Genomic DNA, 18,660 nt, shown 5'->3' on the forward strand with positions numbered 1-18,660 from the left:
ATGGACCTGTTTGCCACAACCAGTACTTTCGCGGTGTCATCTTATGCGCTGCTCTCGACCGTATATAAGACTGAGCAGGCGCGTTATGCGGTGTCGAGAGACGTCTACATCCTACCGGAGACGCAGCGCCACGAGGGCGTGCCGCCTAGCGTGGACGTCATCGTTCCCTGCTTCAATGAGGATCCCCTTACGCTCTTGGCGTGCCTGGAGTCCATCGCAAGCCAACACTATGCCGGACAACTAAGGGTTTATGTGGTTGACGATGGCTCCGGAAATGTTGACGCGGTAACGCCTGTACACGAGGCCTACGCCGACGACCCGCGGTTCAAGTTCACTCTGCTGCGAAAGAATGCTGGCAAGCGCAAGGCGCAGATCGCGGCGATACGCCAGTCATTTGGCGATCTGGTGCTCAACGTCGACTCGGACACAATACTTGCGCCTGACGTGGTCACAAAGCTCGCGCTGAAAATGCAGAACGCAGAGATCGGTGCGGCAATGGGGCAGTTGACGGCAAGCAACCGTGACGACACTTGGCTGACCCGCTTGATCGACATGGAGTACTGGTTGGCTTGCAACGAGGAGCGGGCGGCTCAGGCTCGGTTCGGTGCGGTTATGTGTTGCTGCGGCCCTTGTGCGATGTATCGCAGGTCAGCGCTTGTTATGCTCCTGGATCAGTACGAGACACAGTTCTTTCGCGGAAAGCCAAGCGATTTCGGCGAGGACCGTCATCTCACGATTCTCATGCTGAAGGCCGGATTTCGGACCGAGTATGTTCCGGACGCCATCGCAGCGACAGTGGTTCCGGATAGACTAGGACCATATCTGCGGCAACAACTTCGCTGGGCGCGGAGCACGTTCCGTGACACGTTACTAGGGTTGCGCTTGCTGCCAGAGCTCGATCGCTATCTCACGCTCGACGTGATCGGACAGAACCTCGGTCCGCTATTGCTCGCGCTCTCTCTGTTGAGCGGACTGGCGCAGATCGCATTCACAGGTACCGTTCCGTGGTGCACGGGCCTCACGATCACTTCGATGACCATGGTGCGCTGTAGCGTCGCCGCATTTCGTGCTCGCCAGCTACGGTTTTTCGGCTTTTCTCTGCACACTCCCATCAACCTTTTTCTTTTGCTTCCCGTCAAAGCCTACGCTTTGTGTACGCTGAGCAATAGCGATTGGCTCTCGCGCAGCACTGCAAGCGTACCAAACGGCGCTGAAAGGCCCATCGTCATCGAAAGCTCGACAAGCGGGTCAAAAGTGTCAGGCGGCCCGCGCACCGGCTCATTTCGCAACCCGGACCTTCCGCGCGCCCCCTCGAAGTTTGCGGCATCTGACAGCGTTCTCGGCGGCGAGTGATTCTTACACGTTGTACCTAGGGGGATGAATCGTGGGTCTCGACAACAATTATCAGTTGCTGGAGCGGGAAATGGCCGCGGACGATCCGTGGCAGCTTGATGGCAATCCGTTCGAGCGAGAGCGGCATCATCAAATGCTCCGCCTGTCCCTTTCCAGAGAAAGCATCACAAACGCCCTGGAAGTCGGGTGCGCGGCGGGCGCGTTCACGGAAAAGCTGGCGCCCCACTGCCAGCGGCTCACCGTGATCGACGTCTTACCGCGCGCGATTGGTCGAGCATGCCAGCGGGCGAAGAGGTGGAGGCACATCGAGTGGATAGTCTCGGACGTTCAGCAGTTCTCGACCGTCGAGGTATTCGATCTGATCATCGCCGCGGAGGTCCTTTATTACCTCGATAGCATAGAGCAGATGCGGGGTGCCATCCGCAACCTCACTCGCATGCTTGCGCCGGGCGGATATCTCGTTTTCGGATCAGCGCGCGATACCACGTGTCATAGATGGGGACACGCTGCTGGCGCGGAGACGGTCATCACCATGCTGAACGAAGCCTCATTGATCGAGGTCGAACGCGTGCACTGCCAGGGTGAGTTGAGCAACGAGGACTGCTTGCTCGCCTGTTTTCGAAAGCCGATCTGATTTTCGATCCAACCTATCGCGCCCCGACTTTGGAGACACTATGCGCATCTGCGGAATCAAGCTGACGCATGACGGGGCAACCGCGTTGGTGGAAGACGGACGCCTGATCTTCAGCATCGAGCAGGAGAAGCGAGACAGTAATCCACGATATCAGACCATCGACAATCTTGATGTCATTGTGGAAGCACTTACCGAGCACGGTCTCGACCCACGGGATATCGACGAGTTTGTCATCGACGGCTGGGACGGCGAAGTCGAATCGCAATTCCAGGTGCTGAGCGGGGCATCACCCATCCGTCTCAAGGGGGCCCCGTACCTTGAGAGGCATGCCGATCGCCTTCTGGCTTCTCGAGACGGCTCCGGCCTCGTTCTCGATGATCGGGTCTTCCCATACAAGAGTTATCCCCACGTCACGGGTCATGTGGCCGCCGCCTACTGCACCAGCCCGTTCGCCAAGGCGGAGCAGCCTGCCTTCTGCCTGGTATGGGACAGCTGCATCTTCCCACGCCTGTACTACGTACACCCCCGGGGTGGCCGGTTCATTCAAACCCTGTTCCCGCTGATAGGCCATGCCTATGCCGCCGCTGGCCATCACTTCGGCCCATATAGACAGATCAACCGGACAAACTGGGACCTGGGGATCGCGGGTAAGCTGATGGCTTACGTCGCTCTCGGCTTTGTAGATGAAAGCATCGTCGCGGTCTTTCATGAGCTCTATGAGGAGCGCTTTGCGGGCGAATCGGAGGGCGCTCATCGATACCGCGCGGAGAGCAACAACGCCACGTGTTCGCTTCAGGCCATGCACGACTTCTTCGACGCCAGCGCAATCCGTTTGAAGGCCAAGCGAGCCGAAGATGTAATTACATCGTTCCATTTTTTTGTCGAACGTCTGCTCGTTCAGGAAATGACCAGTGCTTTGCAGCGCCATTCGTCACTTTCCGGGCAGCACAATCTGTGCATAGCCGGGGGATGCGGTCTCAATATCAAATGGAACAGCGCACTACGCGCCAGTGGCCTGTTCGACACTGTCTGGGTGCCCCCCTTCGCGAATAATAGCGGCTCCGCAATCGGCGCCGCTTGCTCAGCATTGGCCGCGCACAGAGGCTTCGTGCCGGTAGAATGGTCGGTCTACAGCGGTCCCACCATGCAACATGGCGATATACCGTCCGGCTGGAAAGTCTCGCCGTGCGGTATGGATGGGCTTGCAAAAATCATCGCAGCCAACAAGCCCGTGCTGTTCCTTGAAGGCCGCGCCGAGCTTGGGCCACGCGCATTGGGGGGGCGAAGCATACTGGCAGCCGCGACTTCGGCTGGAACCAAGGACCATCTCAACCACATCAAAGGCCGCGATTACTTCCGGCCAGTTGCGCCAATATGCCTCGAGGAGCGAGCGCCGGACATTTTCGATCCCGGCACGCCTGACCCTTACATGCTCTTCGATCACCAGACACGAGCCGAATGGCGAAACAAGATCCCCGCCGTCGTACATCTCGACGGATCGGCGCGATTGCAAACCATTCCTAGGACCTCCGAGCACAAGGTCGCCGAACTTCTCGTCGAATATGAAAAGCTGACAGGCATACCGCTGCTTTGCAATACGAGCGCCAACCGCTACGGGCGCGGGTTCTTTCCAGATGTCGCAGCCGCATGCCAATGGGGACGCGTTGAACATATATGGTGTGACGGGTTGCTGTGGATCAAAGCATCCGCAACTGCGCGGCCGTCTGCCGAGCCGGCTCTTTCAAACTAAGATCGACCATGTCAAACGCAGCAATCGACCTTGCCAGCGTAAGCAAGTCATATGGCAAAAAGATCGTTGTCGACGGCCTCTCGTTCGCCGTAGCGCCCGGCGAGTGCTTCGGCCTGCTTGGCCCGAACGGAGCCGGCAAGAGCACAGTCACGCGCATGATCCTCGGCATGGCATCACCTGATGCTGGCAAGATAACCGTGCTCGGCCAGCCGGTACCTGCACGCGCTCGCGTGGCACGCGCGCGTATAGGGGTGGTGCCGCAGTTCGATAATCTCGATCTTCAATTTACGGTGCGCGAGAACTTACGAGTGTTCGGCCGCTACTTCGGCATGAGCAGACGCGATGTCGAAGCGCTGACCCCATCGTTGCTGGAATTCGCCCGTTTAGAGCACAAGGCGGATGCGCGCGTCGCCGAACTGTCGGGCGGCATGAAGCGTTGCCTGACGCTTGCCCGGGCACTCATCAATGACCCGCAACTGCTCATAATGGACGAGCCGACTACCGGTCTCGACCCTCACGCGCGCCACCTGATTTGGGAACGTCTGCGTGCGCTGCTCGCTCGCGGCAAAACGATCCTTTTGACGACCCATTTCATGGAGGAGGCGGAGCGGCTGTGCGACAGGCTTTGCGTACTCGAGAAAGGCCGCAAGATTGTCGAAGGCCGTCCTCATGCCCTGGTCGACGAGCTTATCGGTTGTCACGTGATGGAGATCTACGGCGGCAATCCCCACGAATTGCAGGCACTGGTCAACCCGTACGCGCAGCGCATCGAGGTGAGCGGCGAGACGCTCTTTTGCTATGCGTCCGATCCGGAGCTGGTACGCGTGGAGCTGCGGGGGCGCACGGGCCTGCGTCTCATCCAGCGTCCCCCTAATCTTGAGGATGTCTTTTTGCGGCTGACAGGGCGCGAGATGAACAAATGAGCGAAGCTTACCTGGCCGCCTTGCCCGCCAATGCGTGGAACTGGATCGCGATATGGCGTCGCAACTATCTTGCATGGAGAAAAGTCGCGGTTGCGTCGCTGTTAGGCAACCTTGCAGATCCTATGACCAATTTGTTCGGGCTCGGTTTTGGGCTCGGCATAATGGTGGGGCGCGTCGAGGGTACTTCATACATCGCGTTTCTGGCAGCTGGCATGGCCGGGGCAGCCGCCATGACGGCTGCGACCTTCGAAACAATCTATGCGACCTTCGCTCGCATGCAAGCCCAACGCACCTGGGAAGCAATCCTTTGCACCCAGCTCACGCTCGGCGATATCATTCTTGGGGAGTTGATGTGGGCAGCCAGCAAGGCATTCCTGGCCGGAACGGGGGTTACGATTGTTGCCGGGCTGCTGGGTTACGCAACATGGCCCTCTGTGCTCTATGCGCTACCGGCAATCGCCCTCACGGGTCTGGCGTTCGCAAGCCTGGCAATGGTCGTCACCGCGCTGGCGCCGAGTTACGACTATCTGGTGTTCTACCAGACGCTGGTGCTTACACCTATGGTGTTTCTGTCGGGCGCGGTCTTTCCAGTTAATCGACTGCCTGACGCATTCCAGTCCGTATCGCGCTTCTTGCCGCTTGCCCATGCCGTCGGTCTCATTCGACCAGCAATGCTTGGCGATCCCATGGCCAGTCTGGCTGTGCACATCGGCGCACTTTGCATTTACGCAGTCGTGCCGTTCTTCTTTTCGGCAGCGCTGCTTCTTCGACGCCTCATGAGATAGTGCAAAGTTGCGCGAAAGGAAGGGAGCCGCACGATGCAGGAGCGTAAACGGGTCCGCAGAACACAGAGATGGCACAGCGCTCGAAAGCTCTATCTACGTCACCTTCTGCGCACGGTGAAGTCCATGTGCGAGCGGCGGTTGTTGTCCATCGTCAACGGTTCGGTGGCAAGTGCAATTGTAGACGCACCGAGTTCTGGGTTGGTGGCTGGCCGCTTAAGTTGCAGCGCTACCACTGCCCATCGAAGCCGGTCAATTTATCGTCACTATGGAGCGCCGGTGCTCGGATCGACTGATTTTATGTCCTTGGGCGGCGCGGACTTTATGCCAGAGGTCTCTCAGGACGATGGTAGCCGACGGGAGGTCGCAAAGGCACGCGACGGTGCAGAGCGGTTGGATTGAGCGAGTCTGAACGGGGCCGATCGGGCCTTCCTTTACAAGGAATGGAGAGCGAGATGCTGTGTCTGGGTGTGAGCGGTGGTCTGGACAAGGTTTATGATAATCCACTCGAGCTGCAGAACACATTTATGCACGATGGCGCCGCGGTGCTCGTCCGTGACGGTCGGGTGATTGCAGCGATTGAAGAGGAGCGGCTCAATCGGGTCAAGCACTCGAACAAATTCCCCGGGGAGTCGATTCGATATTGCCTCGCCACGGCGGGAGTTCAGCTGAGCGACATCGACCGTATCGCGTTCTACGCTACCGAGACGTATTGCAACGCCATGCTCGAGCGCCTGGTCATTTCCCAGCCGGGTATCTCTATTCCCTTGGATGCCAAACTGTTGCTGCGAACGTTGCTCGCGCAGGAGTTTGGTACCGAGGTGGATCCGTCGCGGGTCTCGTTCGTGAGCCACCATGAAACGCACGCGGTAAGTGCGTTTGCGATGTCGGGATTCGATCAGAGCTTGATTTTTGCGATTGATGGCGGAGGCGATTTCCTCTCCGGTCTCCTCGCGGTGGGGTCTGGAACAGAAGTGAAGCAGCTTCAGGCCTTCCCGGAGGATAATTCTCTTGGTCTGTTTTATCTGGAGACGATCCGATATCTCGGCTATGGGCTCTTCGACGAATACAAAGTCATGGGACTTGCGCCTTACGGGGACCCCGGACCCTATCGCAAGCTCTTCGAGCAGTTCTATGAACTCTCCGCCCACGGTGGCTACCGCGTCTATCTAGACCGCATCGGTCGGGCGCTGCTCCGCAACATTGAGGTCCGGCGGAAGGGAATGCCATTCACCCAGCAGCACCGAGACATAAGTGCCTCCCTGCAGGAAGCCCTGGAGCGGATTGTTTTTCACATTATCCGCCATCATCGCGAGGCGACGGGCATGAAACGTCTGTGCCTCGCCGGAGGCGTAGCACACAACTGTACCCTGAATGGAAAGCTGCTGTATTCCGGGCTATTCGAAGACATCTTCGTGCAACCCGCAGCCCATGACGCTGGATGCGCATTGGGCGCTGCATTGATGATGTCTCAGGAGCTGGGTCAACCGGCGCCACAGGAGCGGCTAGGAGAGGTTTATTGGGGGCCTGATCTTGGAACCGAGCGTGCGATTGAGGAGGAGCTGAAGGCGTGGAACGGCTACCTCGAAATTGAGCGCAGTGATGACGTCGCCGACAGTGCAGCAGATTGGATGGCTAATGGTGCGGTGATCGGCTGGGTCCAAGGCCGTTCGGAGTTCGGACCACGGGCGCTGGGCAACCGCAGTATTCTTGCCGACCCCCGGCCTGCCGCAAACAAGGATCGGATCAACGCAATGGTCAAAAAGCGGGAAGGCTATCGGCCCTTTGCGCCCTCAGTGCTGGAAGAGGATGCGCCCGAATTCTTCGATCTGCCGGGAGGCTTGCGCGAATTTCCCTTTATGAACTTTGTTGTTCGCGTGCACGAGCCCAAGCGGGCCTTGCTTGGCGCCATCACGCACGTCGACGGCACTGCGCGACTGCAGACAGTATCCCGAAAGACCAATTCCGCCTATTGGGACGTTATAAACGCCTTCAAGAAGCGGACCGGCATTCCAGTTTTGCTCAACACCTCCTTCAACAACAATGCGGAACCGATTGTAGATTCGGTTGCAGACGCAATTGCAACGTTTCTGACGACGGAGTTGGACGGTCTTGTGGTTGGACCATTCCTGGTCAAAAAGCGGTCTACAAAACCAGAAGATTGGGGCGGCCTGGCGGTTTCCCTGCCGGCTTATGTACGCCTTTATCGGATCCGCGCTTACACAGCAACAGACCGGCAGGAGACAATTTGCGAGGTCCGCACGACCCTGTCGAGTCGTGATACTGTCCGCATTTCAAATGACTTGTTTGATCTGCTGATGCTGATCGAGGGTGAGGCCGTGGTTCAGGACCTCCTCGACACAACCGAGTTCGATCGGCCTCGACGTGAATCTCTCCTCAAAGAACTGCGCGGATTGTGGGAGCAGCGCCGCGTTCGACTGCGTCCCTCACAGGCTGCTCGTGCGTGCGATATTGACGCTTAATTGCACAAAAAATGTCAGGAGCCATCGTGAGGCCGACCATGTCCATATTGCAGAAAGCTGGAGTGGCTTGGTCGTCGGCTTGGCGAAAGATGCAGCTACGCTGGCGCGGATGGCAAGACGAGCATGCTTGGTGAATGGATGAACGATCGGTTCGTGGTTTCCAGACGGCGCACAGGCTTCGGTGATTGCCTTTGGTCACTGGCGGCGGCCTGGCGCTATGCGCAGCGGACCAGGCGCACGCTTGCCATCGATTGGCGGGGCTCTTGTTATCTCGACCAGCCGTTCACGAACGCATTTGCGGTGTTTTTTGAACCAATTCAAGACATAGCCGGCGTGCCGGTCGTATGCGATAATCAAATCAATCAGTTCTCATTTCCGGGTCCTTTCTTTCCGCTATGGTGGAATAAGTCACCAATCGAATGCCTTTACCGACCGGACGAACAGATCTTTCGAGAACGTGACGAACTAAGCGAGCTTTTGGAATCGCAAGAAGACAGCGACGCCAACACGGTGGTGTGTGATGCTTGTCTGATGTGGCGCTGTGATCAGGAGGCTGAGCGGCAGATCTTTCGGAGCATCAAGCTGAGATCCGAAATTCAATTGCGTATCGAGGCGATCTATCGGGAGCACTTTAGAGATCATAGTGTAATTGGGGTCCATGTCCGGCACGGCAATGGCGAAGACATTATGGCGCATGCGCCGTACTGGGCCGATCCGGAACTCGCCTTTCGACAAATATGTGCCGCCGTTGACAAGGCCAAAACGCTACCGCACTCAAAGCCCGTCAAGGTGTTCTTGTGCACCGATAGCGCCCAGGTTCTGGCGCAAATATCGGATGCATTCCCCAGCGTCTTCACTGTCCTAAAGAGCTTCCAGGCGCATCAAACCGGGCCTTTGCATAGTGCTGCACTAGGCGTGGACGGCGGCTCCTCCGCCCTTATCGAGATGTATCTTCTTGGTCGGTGCGACACGGTGGTTCGCTTTCCGCCAACGAGCGCCTTCACGCGATATGCCAGCCTGTTCGTGCCTCGCGTGATTGAGTTCGATTTGAACGATCCGACTCGTTTGATTCTGAAAGAACAACCGATCACGGATGTCTTGGCATGACATCGTGGCAGTTGCTGCCGAGCGCTTCATTCTCGTCGATCCGCCCGCACTGTGTTGGTGTTGTTGATGCGCGCCTCCGATCTGCAAATTCGGAGCCGTCGCCCGACTGCGGCGGGATGATCGTGATGGGCCGCGGAGCGTGTGGCGCTGCTGTGCAGCGGTCACTTGCCTGTTTTGGCGAGCGTGCTTGGCACACTCAATCGGATGACGAGTTTCACCCTGTCAGTCGAGCGTTGGGACATCGGAGTTAGCATCATTAGACACGATCCAAGGCCGTTTCCTGCTGTTTGTTTTCTTCTCGGCCTTCCCCGCTCCGGGAGGACGCTGCTCGCGCATTTACTGCAACGGCACCCGGATATTCTCGCTCCGCCTGAGCCATGGCTGTTGCTGGCGCTGGAGGCACTAGGAACAGTGGATCACCGTCACCCGGCAGGACAGCCAGTGATTAGGACCGCGACCTCCGAGTTTTTGGACCGAATCGAGCGCCCTGCAGTCTACCGCGCCATTGCCGACGCGGCTTACGCTCGCTATTTGGCCACTGCGGGCAAGCGTCTCTTCATAGATAAAACCCCGCGCTATTGGATGGTGCTAGAGTTCCTGGAAAGCGTTTATCCAAGCGCGCCACGGATCCTTCTGATGCGTAATCCCTACGCGATCGCCGCGTCACTGAAATCGACGTGGGGAATCCCGATCCAGTCGGCAAGCTGCCCATCCGCCATCGGATCTTGTCTCGCCGATATCGCCCGCGGCCAACCTACGCCCGCTATTGCGTCTACTATCGCCGATCTCGTTCTTGGGCTGCCCGCGCTTGCCGCACAGCGTGGCCATCCGTACACGCGGCCGGTCCAGTACGAACTCCTGGTTACAAGGCCCGATGAGGTAATCGGACGCCTGATCGCTGGGCTCGGTTACGATCGAGCGCTCACCGCGCTGGCGATGGAGCAAATGGATTACCTGCGATCCAGTAACTTCGGTGATCGGAAGATCCTGGAGAGAAAGGCGATCGATGACCGCTCGGTTGATGCGTGGAAGACAGTACTTAGCCCCGAAGAGATGCAAGCCGTGACCGATCTGGTCGGCGCCGAGCTTTTGATCGAGATCGGCTATGAAAAGGAACTCGGCTACGCGCAGAAGGCGGGCGTCGTCGATAGGGGCCGAGGAGTAGCCGAACACTATCGCCGTCTATTTCAAACGAGCTGGGATCTACTGGGCGGCACAAGAGGAACATCGTTTGGCATTTCTATCGGCTCTGAGCCAAACACTGCCATCGAACAAGCTGGAGCGAAGTCGTCCACGCCCGGCATGTCTTCTGGGGTCACCGAGCCGCAGCATATCGCCCAATCCAGCATCGACGATACGCTGCGTCAGGTGAATTCGATGGTGGCGGAGTTGGAGCGGGCGCTCGAGGTCTCCAAGAGCGACCCGAACGAGCCGCGTTGACGCCGGTCAGCCGACCTAATCAAGTGAGGTGCCGGCACTTCCAGACTGACAGGAGGCTGCAGCGCGAGGGGAGGGCGGGTCATATTCGGTCCAGCCGAACATCCAGTCCAGCCCGCGGCTACGTTGCCATTGGCTAAATGGAAGGTCTCCTGGGAGCTCGAGCCCGTCAGCCTCCCGGTGTCACTGCCATCCGGGTGAAGAGGAACACGTCGCGTGGACGACAGGTCATGATTGCCGTGCCACTCGTGGATCACTTCGCATGAAAACCCCACGTGGATGCAAAGCACATCCGATTTCGCCTCCAAGGGGCAGTAGCGGGTCAGGACCAGTAGCGCGAGGCTTTTGTTTCCGACAAGAGCCGAGAGCGGGAGATCAAGAAACTCGGATCCGTAACCCATAGTATCCGACGAAGCGAATGGGACGCCCGACTGCCGGGGCTCGTCAGGAGCCATCTGGCTTGTTGATCATCGTGGCGTCATAAATCGCATTGATGACAAGCTGGTGCAGCATCGAGAGAGCGCGTTGGACAAGGATCGGACCAAAGGGCATGACGTAGGCTCACCAGCTTAAGTGAGCCGGAGCACCGATGTCATGTGCGCTAGATGCCTCTATTGTCCGGAATTAAACCGCCTGATGTGCGGAACCCTCCAAAGTTGCTTGCAAGCGCGACATGGAGCCGCGAAGCGCTCACGTTTCTCTGCATCCCGATGGCCCGAATCCTGCAGCCGCCCCTCGCAGGGGAGGGCTGCAGAATGGAGGGGCGTTTGGATCTCGATGTGAGAAATGAACATGAGGTCCGGGGTCAACCGGCGGCCGCGGACACGTCGTGTCCTTTTCATGCCGATAGAGCGGGAATGCAGCAGGCAGAATGCAAGACGCTGGTGTTGACCGGCGCGTCCCGCGGCATAGGTCATGCCACTGCGAAACTGTTTTCGGACGCAGGTTGGCGCATCATCTCATGTGCGCGCCAACCGTTCGATGGCGCGCGATGCCCATGGGAAGCGGGGGCAACGGATCATGTTCAGGTCGACCTCAGCGACCATCGGATGCTGCCGTACGCTCTCACCAAGATCAAGGAACGCCTTGCCGGAACGCCGGTCCACGCGTTGATCAACAACGCCGGCGTTTCACCGAAGACGCCAACCGGCACGCGGCTGACGTCATTGACGACATCAGTCGAAACCTGGATGAAGGTGTTCCATCTTAATCTGGTTGCGCCGATCCTGCTCGCCCAAGGCCTGTTCGATGAACTAAAGGCTGCATCGGGATCGATTGTCAATGTGACCTCAATCGCAGGTTCGCGGGTGCATCCGTTCGCCGGAAGCGCCTATGCAACCTCTAAAGCTGCGCTCGCGTGTCTCACCCGCGAGATGGCGCACGACTATGCGCCCCACGGCATTCGCGTAAATGCGATTGCGCCCGGCGAAATCAAGACGGACATTTTGTCGCCGGACACCGAAGCGCGACTTTTACCGACAATTCCATTGCGCCGCGTCGGCACCCCCGACGAGGTCGCAAGGGTAATTTTTTTCCTGTGCTCCGATGCCGCAAGCTATGTAACGGGCACGGAGGTGCCCATCAATGGCGGCCAACACCTGTGATGGGCTGCACGTGATGACAAATCGTTGCTGATTTGAATTGGCCGCTTGGAACTCGTTCCGCGGCTCATTCGCGCGCCATTTCGCCGCGGAAGAGAATAACTAAGCGAGGCCATTTTAATTTTACAGTCGTGCCATGAAAAGGTGCTATCCCTTGCTGTCATCCCGTGAGGCTGAACGGGAGATCGAGGATGACATGCAAGACAATATTCGCGAATCCGAACAAGCTGACAGGGGCGATGGTCACAACGTCGGAGATGTCGTCGTGCTGCACAGCGCTTCTGTACGCGAAAGACCGGACTCGACGTCCGAGGACAACCAACCGGGTTCCACTATCTCTTCGTATGAAAACGCGCTGAGTGGCATCTTCGAAATATCCAGGGTCCTCGCAGCCCCGAGCAGCCTCGAAGTCACGCTCGCCAATGTCGTCGAACTTCTGCAATCGTTTGTGCAGATGCGGTGCGGCATAGTGTCTCTCTTTGGCGAAGATGGCTTGCCAGAAATAACCGTTGGTTCGGATTCCAGCGAGGGCACCGACGACCGCCGCCGGACGCGCGTGCCGCAGAAGGTAATCGATGAGATTGTCGCAGCGGACATGCCAGTGGTTGTCGAAGATATCGCCCAGCATTCGTCGTTCAGTGGCGCCGATATGGACCTGCTCGGTGCCTCTGACGACGTGAGGGTGTCATTCATCGGCATTCCCATTCGCAACGACATGAAAGTCGTGGGGACGCTGACCATCGATCGCCTCCTCAATAGCTCGAGGAATCAGCTTGATTGCGACGCGCGACTGCTGAGCGTGGTCGCTAACCTGGTGGGCCAGACCGTGAAGCTGTACCGGGTGTTTGCGAACGATCGCGAGCAGCCGACGGCAGAGCGAAACGGATTGGCGAAGCAATCGCCTGACGTCGTACAGCACGCGCGGGAACGCAGGAAAGTCCATGTCAAGGGCATCATAGGCAAAAGTCCGGCGCTGCGCGGGCTACTCGAGAAAATCGCGGTGGTAGCGAAATCGAATAGCACGGTTCTGCTGCGTGGCGAATCCGGCACCGGTAAGGAACTGGTAGCCAAGGCTATCCACGAACTGTCGCTGCGCGCCAAGCGGCCCTTCATCAAGCTCAATTGCGCGGCGCTTCCGGAGACGGTGCTGGAATCCGAATTGTTCGGCCATGAGAAGGGCGCCTTCACCAGCGCCTTCAATGCACGTAAGGGGCGTTTTGAACTGGCCGACAAGGGAACGCTTTTTCTGGATGAGATCGGCGAGATCTCCGGCTCTTTCCAGGCAAAGCTACTACGTGTGCTGCAGGAGCAGGAGTTCGAGCGCGTCGGCAGCAACCAAACCATCAAGGTCGATGTTCGGGTGATCGCGGCCACCAATAAGAATCTCGAGGAGGCGGTCGCAAGAAATGAGTTCCGTGCCGACCTTTATTACCGGATCAGTGTGGTCCCTTTGTTGCTGCCGCCGCTGCGCGAGAGGCGTAGTGATATTCCGCTGCTCGCCTCTGAGTTTCTCAAGAATTTCAACGGCGAGAACGGACGTACGCTGACCTTCGATGCGAGTGCGACCGAAGTGCTAATGAATTGTGGTTTTCCAGGGAACGTCCGCGAACTCGAGAATTGCGTGCGGCGGACGGCGACGCTGGCGCCGGGCCCCTCGATTATTAGAAATGACCTTGCCTGCTGCAATGACCAGTGTCTTTCTGCGACGTTGTGGAAAGGAGGGCGCGATGTGAAGGCGAGGCAGCCAGGACCAATTGTGCCGTTGCCCATGGAGCCAGCTGCGCAGCCGGCGCCGGCCGCTAGTTCGCTTCCACCTATTGGCAGTGATTTCGCTCCGCTGGCACCTGCAAGCGCTGCCCTCGTAAGTGGCGCGAAGATAGCTGATCGCGAGCGTGTCGTCGCGGCCATGGAACGATCGGGTTGGGTCCAGGCAAAAGCGGCGCGGCTGCTCGGACTGACGCCGCGCCAGATCGGCTATGCTTTGAGGAAACACAATATCGAGATCAAGCGTTTCTGAAGGACTGGCAGAGTTGGCTTATCACTACGCACGCGAATAACTCGGACGAAAACAGGTGTCTGGGCCAATTGTGCTTGGCCGAGTACGATCAGAAGAGACCGCTGACGAGGCTGCGCCGATTCGGCCAACGCGAGCGGCCGCGGCGCAAGTCGGGCGCCGCGGTCGAAGGCCCGGGGTCAAGGGCCAAAGTCAAGGCCCCAAGTCAAGCGCCGAAGTCCGTGCTCCACAGCAGGCACCGGCGCTCCCTTCGCACGCAGCGTCCTCGTCGGTCCTGTCGCTGGCTATCCAGACCGCATAGCGTATGCTTCACCTACCGGCCCGGACACGTGCCATCGTGTCGAATTCTGAATGCATGCGGCGCCACAGGACTTTCCGCCTAGACGTGAGTATGAAGGAAGCTCGGATTGCGCTCGGCACAGCTGCCGATGTTGCAGTGGACCTGAAAGATGAAATTCGGCTGTGCAAAACGACTTTGGCGGAGTTGCAGGTCTCAGCTAAGCGAGTGCTGCTGCGTAAGCTTGCGGGGATTTCTTGATATCGGTCGTGGATCGTCAACTTGGCTGAAGTCAGGCGCGCGAAATCACCGATTTATATTGCATCTGAGATGAGCTCGCGAGAAAATCGTTCGAGATCTCAAGGGCTCGGCAGGGCTGTCGCCACCCAGGTGAGTGTCACCTGGTCGTGAAAGCACATGATATGGACCTACTTACGCCGAAGAACCATCGACCACAAATCGGCTCCAGACTTGTGGTGTCTCGAGGTGGCGGCCTCGCCCCGTCAAAGCCCGATTTCCGCGTGAGTATTGACCAGAGCAAGCGCACCTCGCGTTAGTTCAAGCGCCTCTTTGTCAGGATCAAAATGGCTCGCCGGGCATAATCGGCGTTGTAGCACTCGCGACGAATGTCAGACGTCCATCGTCGGCGGGCGTCAAGCTAGTATGACAAATTTCTTAAGCGATTGTGTTAGCGGCCGTTTTTTGGCCGTTTCACACAGTGGTACGACACTTGCTGTCCGCTTCACCAGGTTCAGAACGGCTGGAGAGGCATATGCACAACGTCGTCTGCATCAAGCAGGTCCCCGATTCCGCACAGATCCGCGTGCACCCCGTTACCAATACGATCATGCGGCAGGGGGTGCCGACCATCATCAACCCGTACGATCTCTTTGCGCTCGAAGCCGCGCTGGAACTCCGTGACAAGTTCGGCGGCGAGATCACCGTCGTCACAATGGGGCCGCCGTCGGCCGAGGATTCCTTGCGAAAGGCGCTGACTTTCGGCGCCGAGCGCGCCGTACTGCTCACCGACCGCTGCTTTGCTGGCGCCGATACTTTGGCTACGACTTACGCACTGGCAACTGCCATCCGCAAAATCGGTAAGGACTACGGTCAACCCGATTTGATCTTCACGGGCAAGCAGACCATCGATGGTGATACTGCCCAGGTTGGACCTGGCATCGCGAAGCGGCTGCAAGTCATGCAGCTAACCTATGTCGTCAAGATCGGGGCACTGGATCTCACCGCGCGCACAATCGAAGCGGAGCGACGCTCCGAAGGCGGTGTCCAGGTGCTGCGCACGAGGCTTCCGTGTCTCATTACAATGCTGGAGGCGACCAATCAGATCCGCCGGGGCGCCATGGCAGATGCATTGCGTGCCGCCCGGGCACCAATAGTAAAATGGAGCGCGCAAGATGCCGGCGTCGAGGACATCTCAAAATGTGGTCTCAAGGGATCGCCCACCGTCGTCAAACGCGTCTTCGCACCTTCCGCACGCGCGGACAAGGCAACACTTGTTGAGCCGAGCGAGGAGCCGGCGCAAGCCTTGATTGATACCATCTTCAAGCACCAGCCGAAGCTCGAAGCTGACCTTGCAGCGCTGGCCGGCAACGTCTGATCTGAGGGATTTTCTGCAATGACCAATGTCATAAAGGCTCCTGCATCAAGCGCGGCAGGACGCGCTGCCGCAAAAAAGGAGTTGCCGGAGCATTTCAGAGCCTACAAACATGTGTGGGTCTTCGTCGAGCAGGAGCGCGGGGAGGTTCATCCGGTCTCCTGGGAGCTGATGGGCGCCGGTCGAAGACTCGCGGACAAGCTGAAGGTCGACCTCGCCGCTGTCGTGATCGGCCCCGAGGGTGAGGCGGCACGCAATGCGGCGCTCCAGTCGTTCTCGTATGGCGCCAACTTGGTCTATTTGGTCGCGGATCAAGTGCTCGCTGACTATCGCAACGAGGCCTACACCAAGGCGCTGACCGACCTCGTCAACAGCTATAAGCCAGAGATCCTGCTGTTGGGGGCGACGACATTGGGCCGTGATCTCGCAGGCTCGGTGGCGACGACATTGCTGACCGGCTTGACTGCTGATTGCACGGAGCTCGATGTCGATAGTGATGGCTCGCTCGCCGCCACACGCCCGACCTTCGGCGGCTCGCTGCTCTGCACGATCTACACATTGAACTACCGGCCGCAGATGGCCACGGTGCGACCGCGCGTCATGCCGATGCCCGAGTGCATCGCGCGCGATCCCGGCCGCATCATCCTCCACTCTCTCGACTTGATCGAAGCCGACATCGTTTCAAAGGTGCTCTCATTTGTACCAGACCGTGACTCGTCAATATCCAGCCTGGCTTATGCTGACGTGGTCGTGGCCGGTGGCTTGGGACTTGGATCGGTGGAAAATTTTGAGCTGGTGCGCCAGTTAGCTGCCGTTCTTGGCGCTGAGCATGGGTGCTCGCGTCCGCTGGTGCAAAAGGGCTGGGTTACCTCCGATCGTCAGATTGGCCAGACAGGCAAAACCATACGTCCGAAGCTTTACATTGCCGCCGGAATTTCTGGGGCGATCCAGCATCGCGTCGGCGTCGAGGGCGCAGATCTTATCATTGCCATCAACACGGACAAAAACGCGCCGATCTTCGACTTTGCCCATATTGGAGTTGTCACTGATGCGGTCCGGCTCTTGCCGGCGCTCGCGGCGGCTTTTCAAGCGCGGCTGTCGCCGCGCTTGCGTGACCGTGTCGTAAGCCACGACTTCCGAGGTGCGCCGCAGAGAAGGAGAGGTCCGTGATAGATGAGAAGTTCGATGCCATCGTGGTCGGCGCCGGACTGGCCGGCAACGCCGCCGCCCTGACTATGGCCAAACGCGGTGTGAAGGTCCTGCAGCTCGAGCGAGGTGAATATTCCGGATCAAAAAACGTCCAAAGCGCGATCCTCTCAGCGGATCTGCTTGAAGAGCTCATCCCTGATTTCCGAGACGATGCGCCACTCGAACGCAACCTGGTCGAGCAACGCTTCTGGATGATGAATGACCGGTCCCATATCGGGCTTGGCTACCGTTTCGACGCCAAGCGGCCAACTCGCTATACGGTAATCCGCGCCCACTTCGATAAGTGGTTCTCCTCTAAGGTGAAGCAAGCCGGTGCCGCTGTGCTATGTCAGACCACCGCGACAGAGCTAGCGCGGAACCGCCGTGGCTGCGTCATCGGCGTGCGTACCGATCGCCAGGACGGCATAATACACGCTGATGTGGTCGTATTAGCCGACGGCGCCAATGGCTTGCTCGGCGCGCGGGCAGGCTTCCGCAAGGCGCCGAAACCTGACCAGGTTGCATTGGCGGTCAAGGAAACGCACATTCTGCCGAGAAAGGTTGTCGAAGATCGGTTAAATCTGAAAGGCGATGGCGGGGTCGTGATCGAGGCCGGTGGCGTCATCGCGCGCGGCATGACAGGCATCGGCTTCATCTACGCAAACAAGGAGTGCATTTCGCTCGGCGTCGCTTGCCTCCTGTCCGAACTCCAGAAAACGGGCGAAATCCCTTACCAACTACTCGATAGCTTCAAGCGTCATCCGTCGATCGCGCGCCTGATCGACGGCTCGGACGTCAGAGATTATTCCGCGCACCTTATTCCCAAACGCGGGGACAAGCCCGCACCGCGACTTCGCCGCAGTGGTTGGGTGGCCGTCGGAGATGCCGCGTCGCTGGACGGCATCGTCGATTTCGATAGCCCGAGCATAGCGATGATCTCAGGGAGGGTCGCTGCGGAAGCCGTTTCCGGGCTCAAATTGCGCGGAGATCTCACGAGGGCAGGCGGCCTTTCACTCTACAACAAAATGTTGCAGATGACGTTACGGGAATCGAAGAAGTACGAGGATATGCCGGGTCTACTGCATGCTGATCCGCAAAGCTTCTCGCTCACGTATCCGCAGCTCGTCTTGAAGGCGATGAAGAACTTCACCCGCGGAACGCCGGAGGCCGATAAATCGATCTTGAGGATATTGCCATCTCCATGGTCTCGGACCGGCGGCGAGCCGTTTCGGGTACCGCGCGTCCTGCGTTGAAGAATCACCAGCGCAAGCCCCGGCGCGAGAAGGAAGAGCCATGGATGCCCACCATTTGTTGAACCTGAGCGAGGCTGCTCCACCATCCGTCTTCAAGGATGCGATCACTTATACAAGGATACGCACCAGGAAGAAACTGTATCCGCAATTCCCTCAAGTCCCGGATTCAGCTGCACGCGCTCAATGTCAATCGGCAGGTCGAGCCAGACGTTGTTTCACAACTGGATCAAAATGGGATGGCGTGAG

Annotated in this window: 14 protein-coding genes; all 14 read left to right on the plus strand. The window is 58.4% G+C overall.

Annotated features, from left to right (window positions below):
• The 14 genes from nodC (at position 1) to A3AI_RS0134710 (ending at position 18,414) form a co-directional block, all read left to right on the plus strand.
• Positions 1-1,353, plus strand: a complete 1,353-nt coding sequence (nodC, locus tag A3AI_RS0134640; RefSeq protein ID WP_024519942.1) for a chitooligosaccharide synthase NodC — start codon at positions 1-3, stop codon at positions 1,351-1,353.
• Between the two features lie 70 nt (positions 1,354-1,423).
• Complete coding sequence (gene nodS / locus A3AI_RS44050) at positions 1,424-1,987, plus strand: nodulation methyltransferase NodS (RefSeq protein ID WP_051382622.1); 564 nt, start codon at positions 1,424-1,426, stop codon at positions 1,985-1,987.
• Between the two features lie 40 nt (positions 1,988-2,027).
• A complete protein-coding gene (nodU, locus tag A3AI_RS0134650; RefSeq protein ID WP_024519943.1) occupies positions 2,028-3,737 on the plus strand; it encodes a nodulation protein NodU in 1,710 nt (569 codons plus the stop codon).
• Positions 3,738-3,745: 8 nt separating this feature from the next.
• Entirely contained in the window at positions 3,746-4,660 is a 915-nt protein-coding gene (gene nodI / locus A3AI_RS0134655) for a nodulation factor ABC transporter ATP-binding protein NodI (RefSeq protein ID WP_024519944.1), read from the plus strand.
• On the plus strand, positions 4,657-5,445 hold the full coding sequence (locus A3AI_RS0134660) for an ABC transporter permease (protein ID WP_024519945.1): 789 nt from the start codon (positions 4,657-4,659) through the stop codon (positions 5,443-5,445). The genes nodI and A3AI_RS0134660 overlap by 4 nt, the downstream gene beginning before the upstream one ends.
• Before the next feature lie 452 nt (positions 5,446-5,897).
• Positions 5,898-7,925: a carbamoyltransferase family protein gene (locus tag A3AI_RS0134665; protein ID WP_024519946.1), complete on the plus strand. Its 2,028-nt coding sequence runs from the start codon at positions 5,898-5,900 to the stop codon at positions 7,923-7,925.
• Positions 7,926-8,063: 138 nt separating this feature from the next.
• Positions 8,064-9,032 (plus strand): nodulation protein NodZ, encoded by a 969-nt coding sequence (locus A3AI_RS0134670; protein ID WP_024519947.1) that lies wholly within the window; start codon positions 8,064-8,066, stop codon positions 9,030-9,032.
• A 141-nt stretch (positions 9,033-9,173) separates the two neighbouring features.
• Positions 9,174-10,472, plus strand: coding sequence for a nodulation protein NoeE (gene noeE / locus A3AI_RS0134675; RefSeq protein ID WP_156928075.1), 1,299 nt, complete (start codon positions 9,174-9,176; stop codon positions 10,470-10,472).
• 764 nt (positions 10,473-11,236) lie between these two features.
• Positions 11,237-12,073, plus strand: coding sequence for an SDR family NAD(P)-dependent oxidoreductase (locus A3AI_RS0134685; protein ID WP_024519949.1), 837 nt, complete (start codon positions 11,237-11,239; stop codon positions 12,071-12,073).
• A 193-nt stretch (positions 12,074-12,266) separates the two neighbouring features.
• Positions 12,267-14,087 (plus strand): nif-specific transcriptional activator NifA, encoded by a 1,821-nt coding sequence (gene nifA, locus A3AI_RS0134690; RefSeq protein ID WP_024519950.1) that lies wholly within the window; start codon positions 12,267-12,269, stop codon positions 14,085-14,087.
• A gap of 388 nt (positions 14,088-14,475) precedes the next feature.
• Positions 14,476-14,622, plus strand: coding sequence for a hypothetical protein (locus A3AI_RS48265; protein WP_156928076.1), 147 nt, complete (start codon positions 14,476-14,478; stop codon positions 14,620-14,622).
• A 511-nt stretch (positions 14,623-15,133) separates the two neighbouring features.
• Positions 15,134-15,976, plus strand: a complete 843-nt coding sequence (locus A3AI_RS0134700; RefSeq protein WP_024519952.1) for an electron transfer flavoprotein subunit beta/FixA family protein — start codon at positions 15,134-15,136, stop codon at positions 15,974-15,976.
• 18 nt (positions 15,977-15,994) lie between these two features.
• A complete protein-coding gene (locus A3AI_RS0134705; protein WP_024519953.1) occupies positions 15,995-17,143 on the plus strand; it encodes an electron transfer flavoprotein subunit alpha/FixB family protein in 1,149 nt (382 codons plus the stop codon).
• Positions 17,140-18,414 (plus strand): FAD-dependent monooxygenase, encoded by a 1,275-nt coding sequence (locus A3AI_RS0134710; RefSeq protein ID WP_024519954.1) that lies wholly within the window; start codon positions 17,140-17,142, stop codon positions 18,412-18,414. The genes A3AI_RS0134705 and A3AI_RS0134710 overlap by 4 nt, the downstream gene beginning before the upstream one ends.
• Positions 18,415-18,660 lie beyond the last annotated feature (246 nt).

The organism is Bradyrhizobium sp. Tv2a-2, from assembly GCF_000472425.1.
In the GTDB taxonomy this organism is placed as follows: Bacteria; Pseudomonadota; Alphaproteobacteria; order Rhizobiales; family Xanthobacteraceae; genus Bradyrhizobium.

Bases quoted from the DNA above. Each gene is read 5' to 3' on its own strand.
- nodC (WP_024519942.1), top strand. From the start codon at position 1: ATGGACCTGTTTGCCACAACCAGTACTTTCGCGGTGTCATCTTATGCG.
- nodS (WP_051382622.1), top strand. From the start codon at position 1,424: ATGGCCGCGGACGATCCGTGGCAGCTTGATGGCAATCCGTTCGAGCGA.
- nodU (WP_024519943.1), top strand. From the start codon at position 2,028: ATGCGCATCTGCGGAATCAAGCTGACGCATGACGGGGCAACCGCGTTG.
- nodI (WP_024519944.1), top strand. From the start codon at position 3,746: ATGTCAAACGCAGCAATCGACCTTGCCAGCGTAAGCAAGTCATATGGC.
- A3AI_RS0134660 (WP_024519945.1), top strand. From the start codon at position 4,657: ATGAGCGAAGCTTACCTGGCCGCCTTGCCCGCCAATGCGTGGAACTGG.
- A3AI_RS0134665 (WP_024519946.1), top strand. From the start codon at position 5,898: ATGCTGTGTCTGGGTGTGAGCGGTGGTCTGGACAAGGTTTATGATAAT.
- A3AI_RS0134670 (WP_024519947.1), top strand. From the start codon at position 8,064: ATGAACGATCGGTTCGTGGTTTCCAGACGGCGCACAGGCTTCGGTGAT.
- nifA (WP_024519950.1), top strand. From the start codon at position 12,267: ATGCAAGACAATATTCGCGAATCCGAACAAGCTGACAGGGGCGATGGT.
- A3AI_RS48265 (WP_156928076.1), top strand. From the start codon at position 14,476: ATGAAGGAAGCTCGGATTGCGCTCGGCACAGCTGCCGATGTTGCAGTG.
- A3AI_RS0134700 (WP_024519952.1), top strand. From the start codon at position 15,134: ATGCACAACGTCGTCTGCATCAAGCAGGTCCCCGATTCCGCACAGATC.
- A3AI_RS0134705 (WP_024519953.1), top strand. From the start codon at position 15,995: ATGACCAATGTCATAAAGGCTCCTGCATCAAGCGCGGCAGGACGCGCT.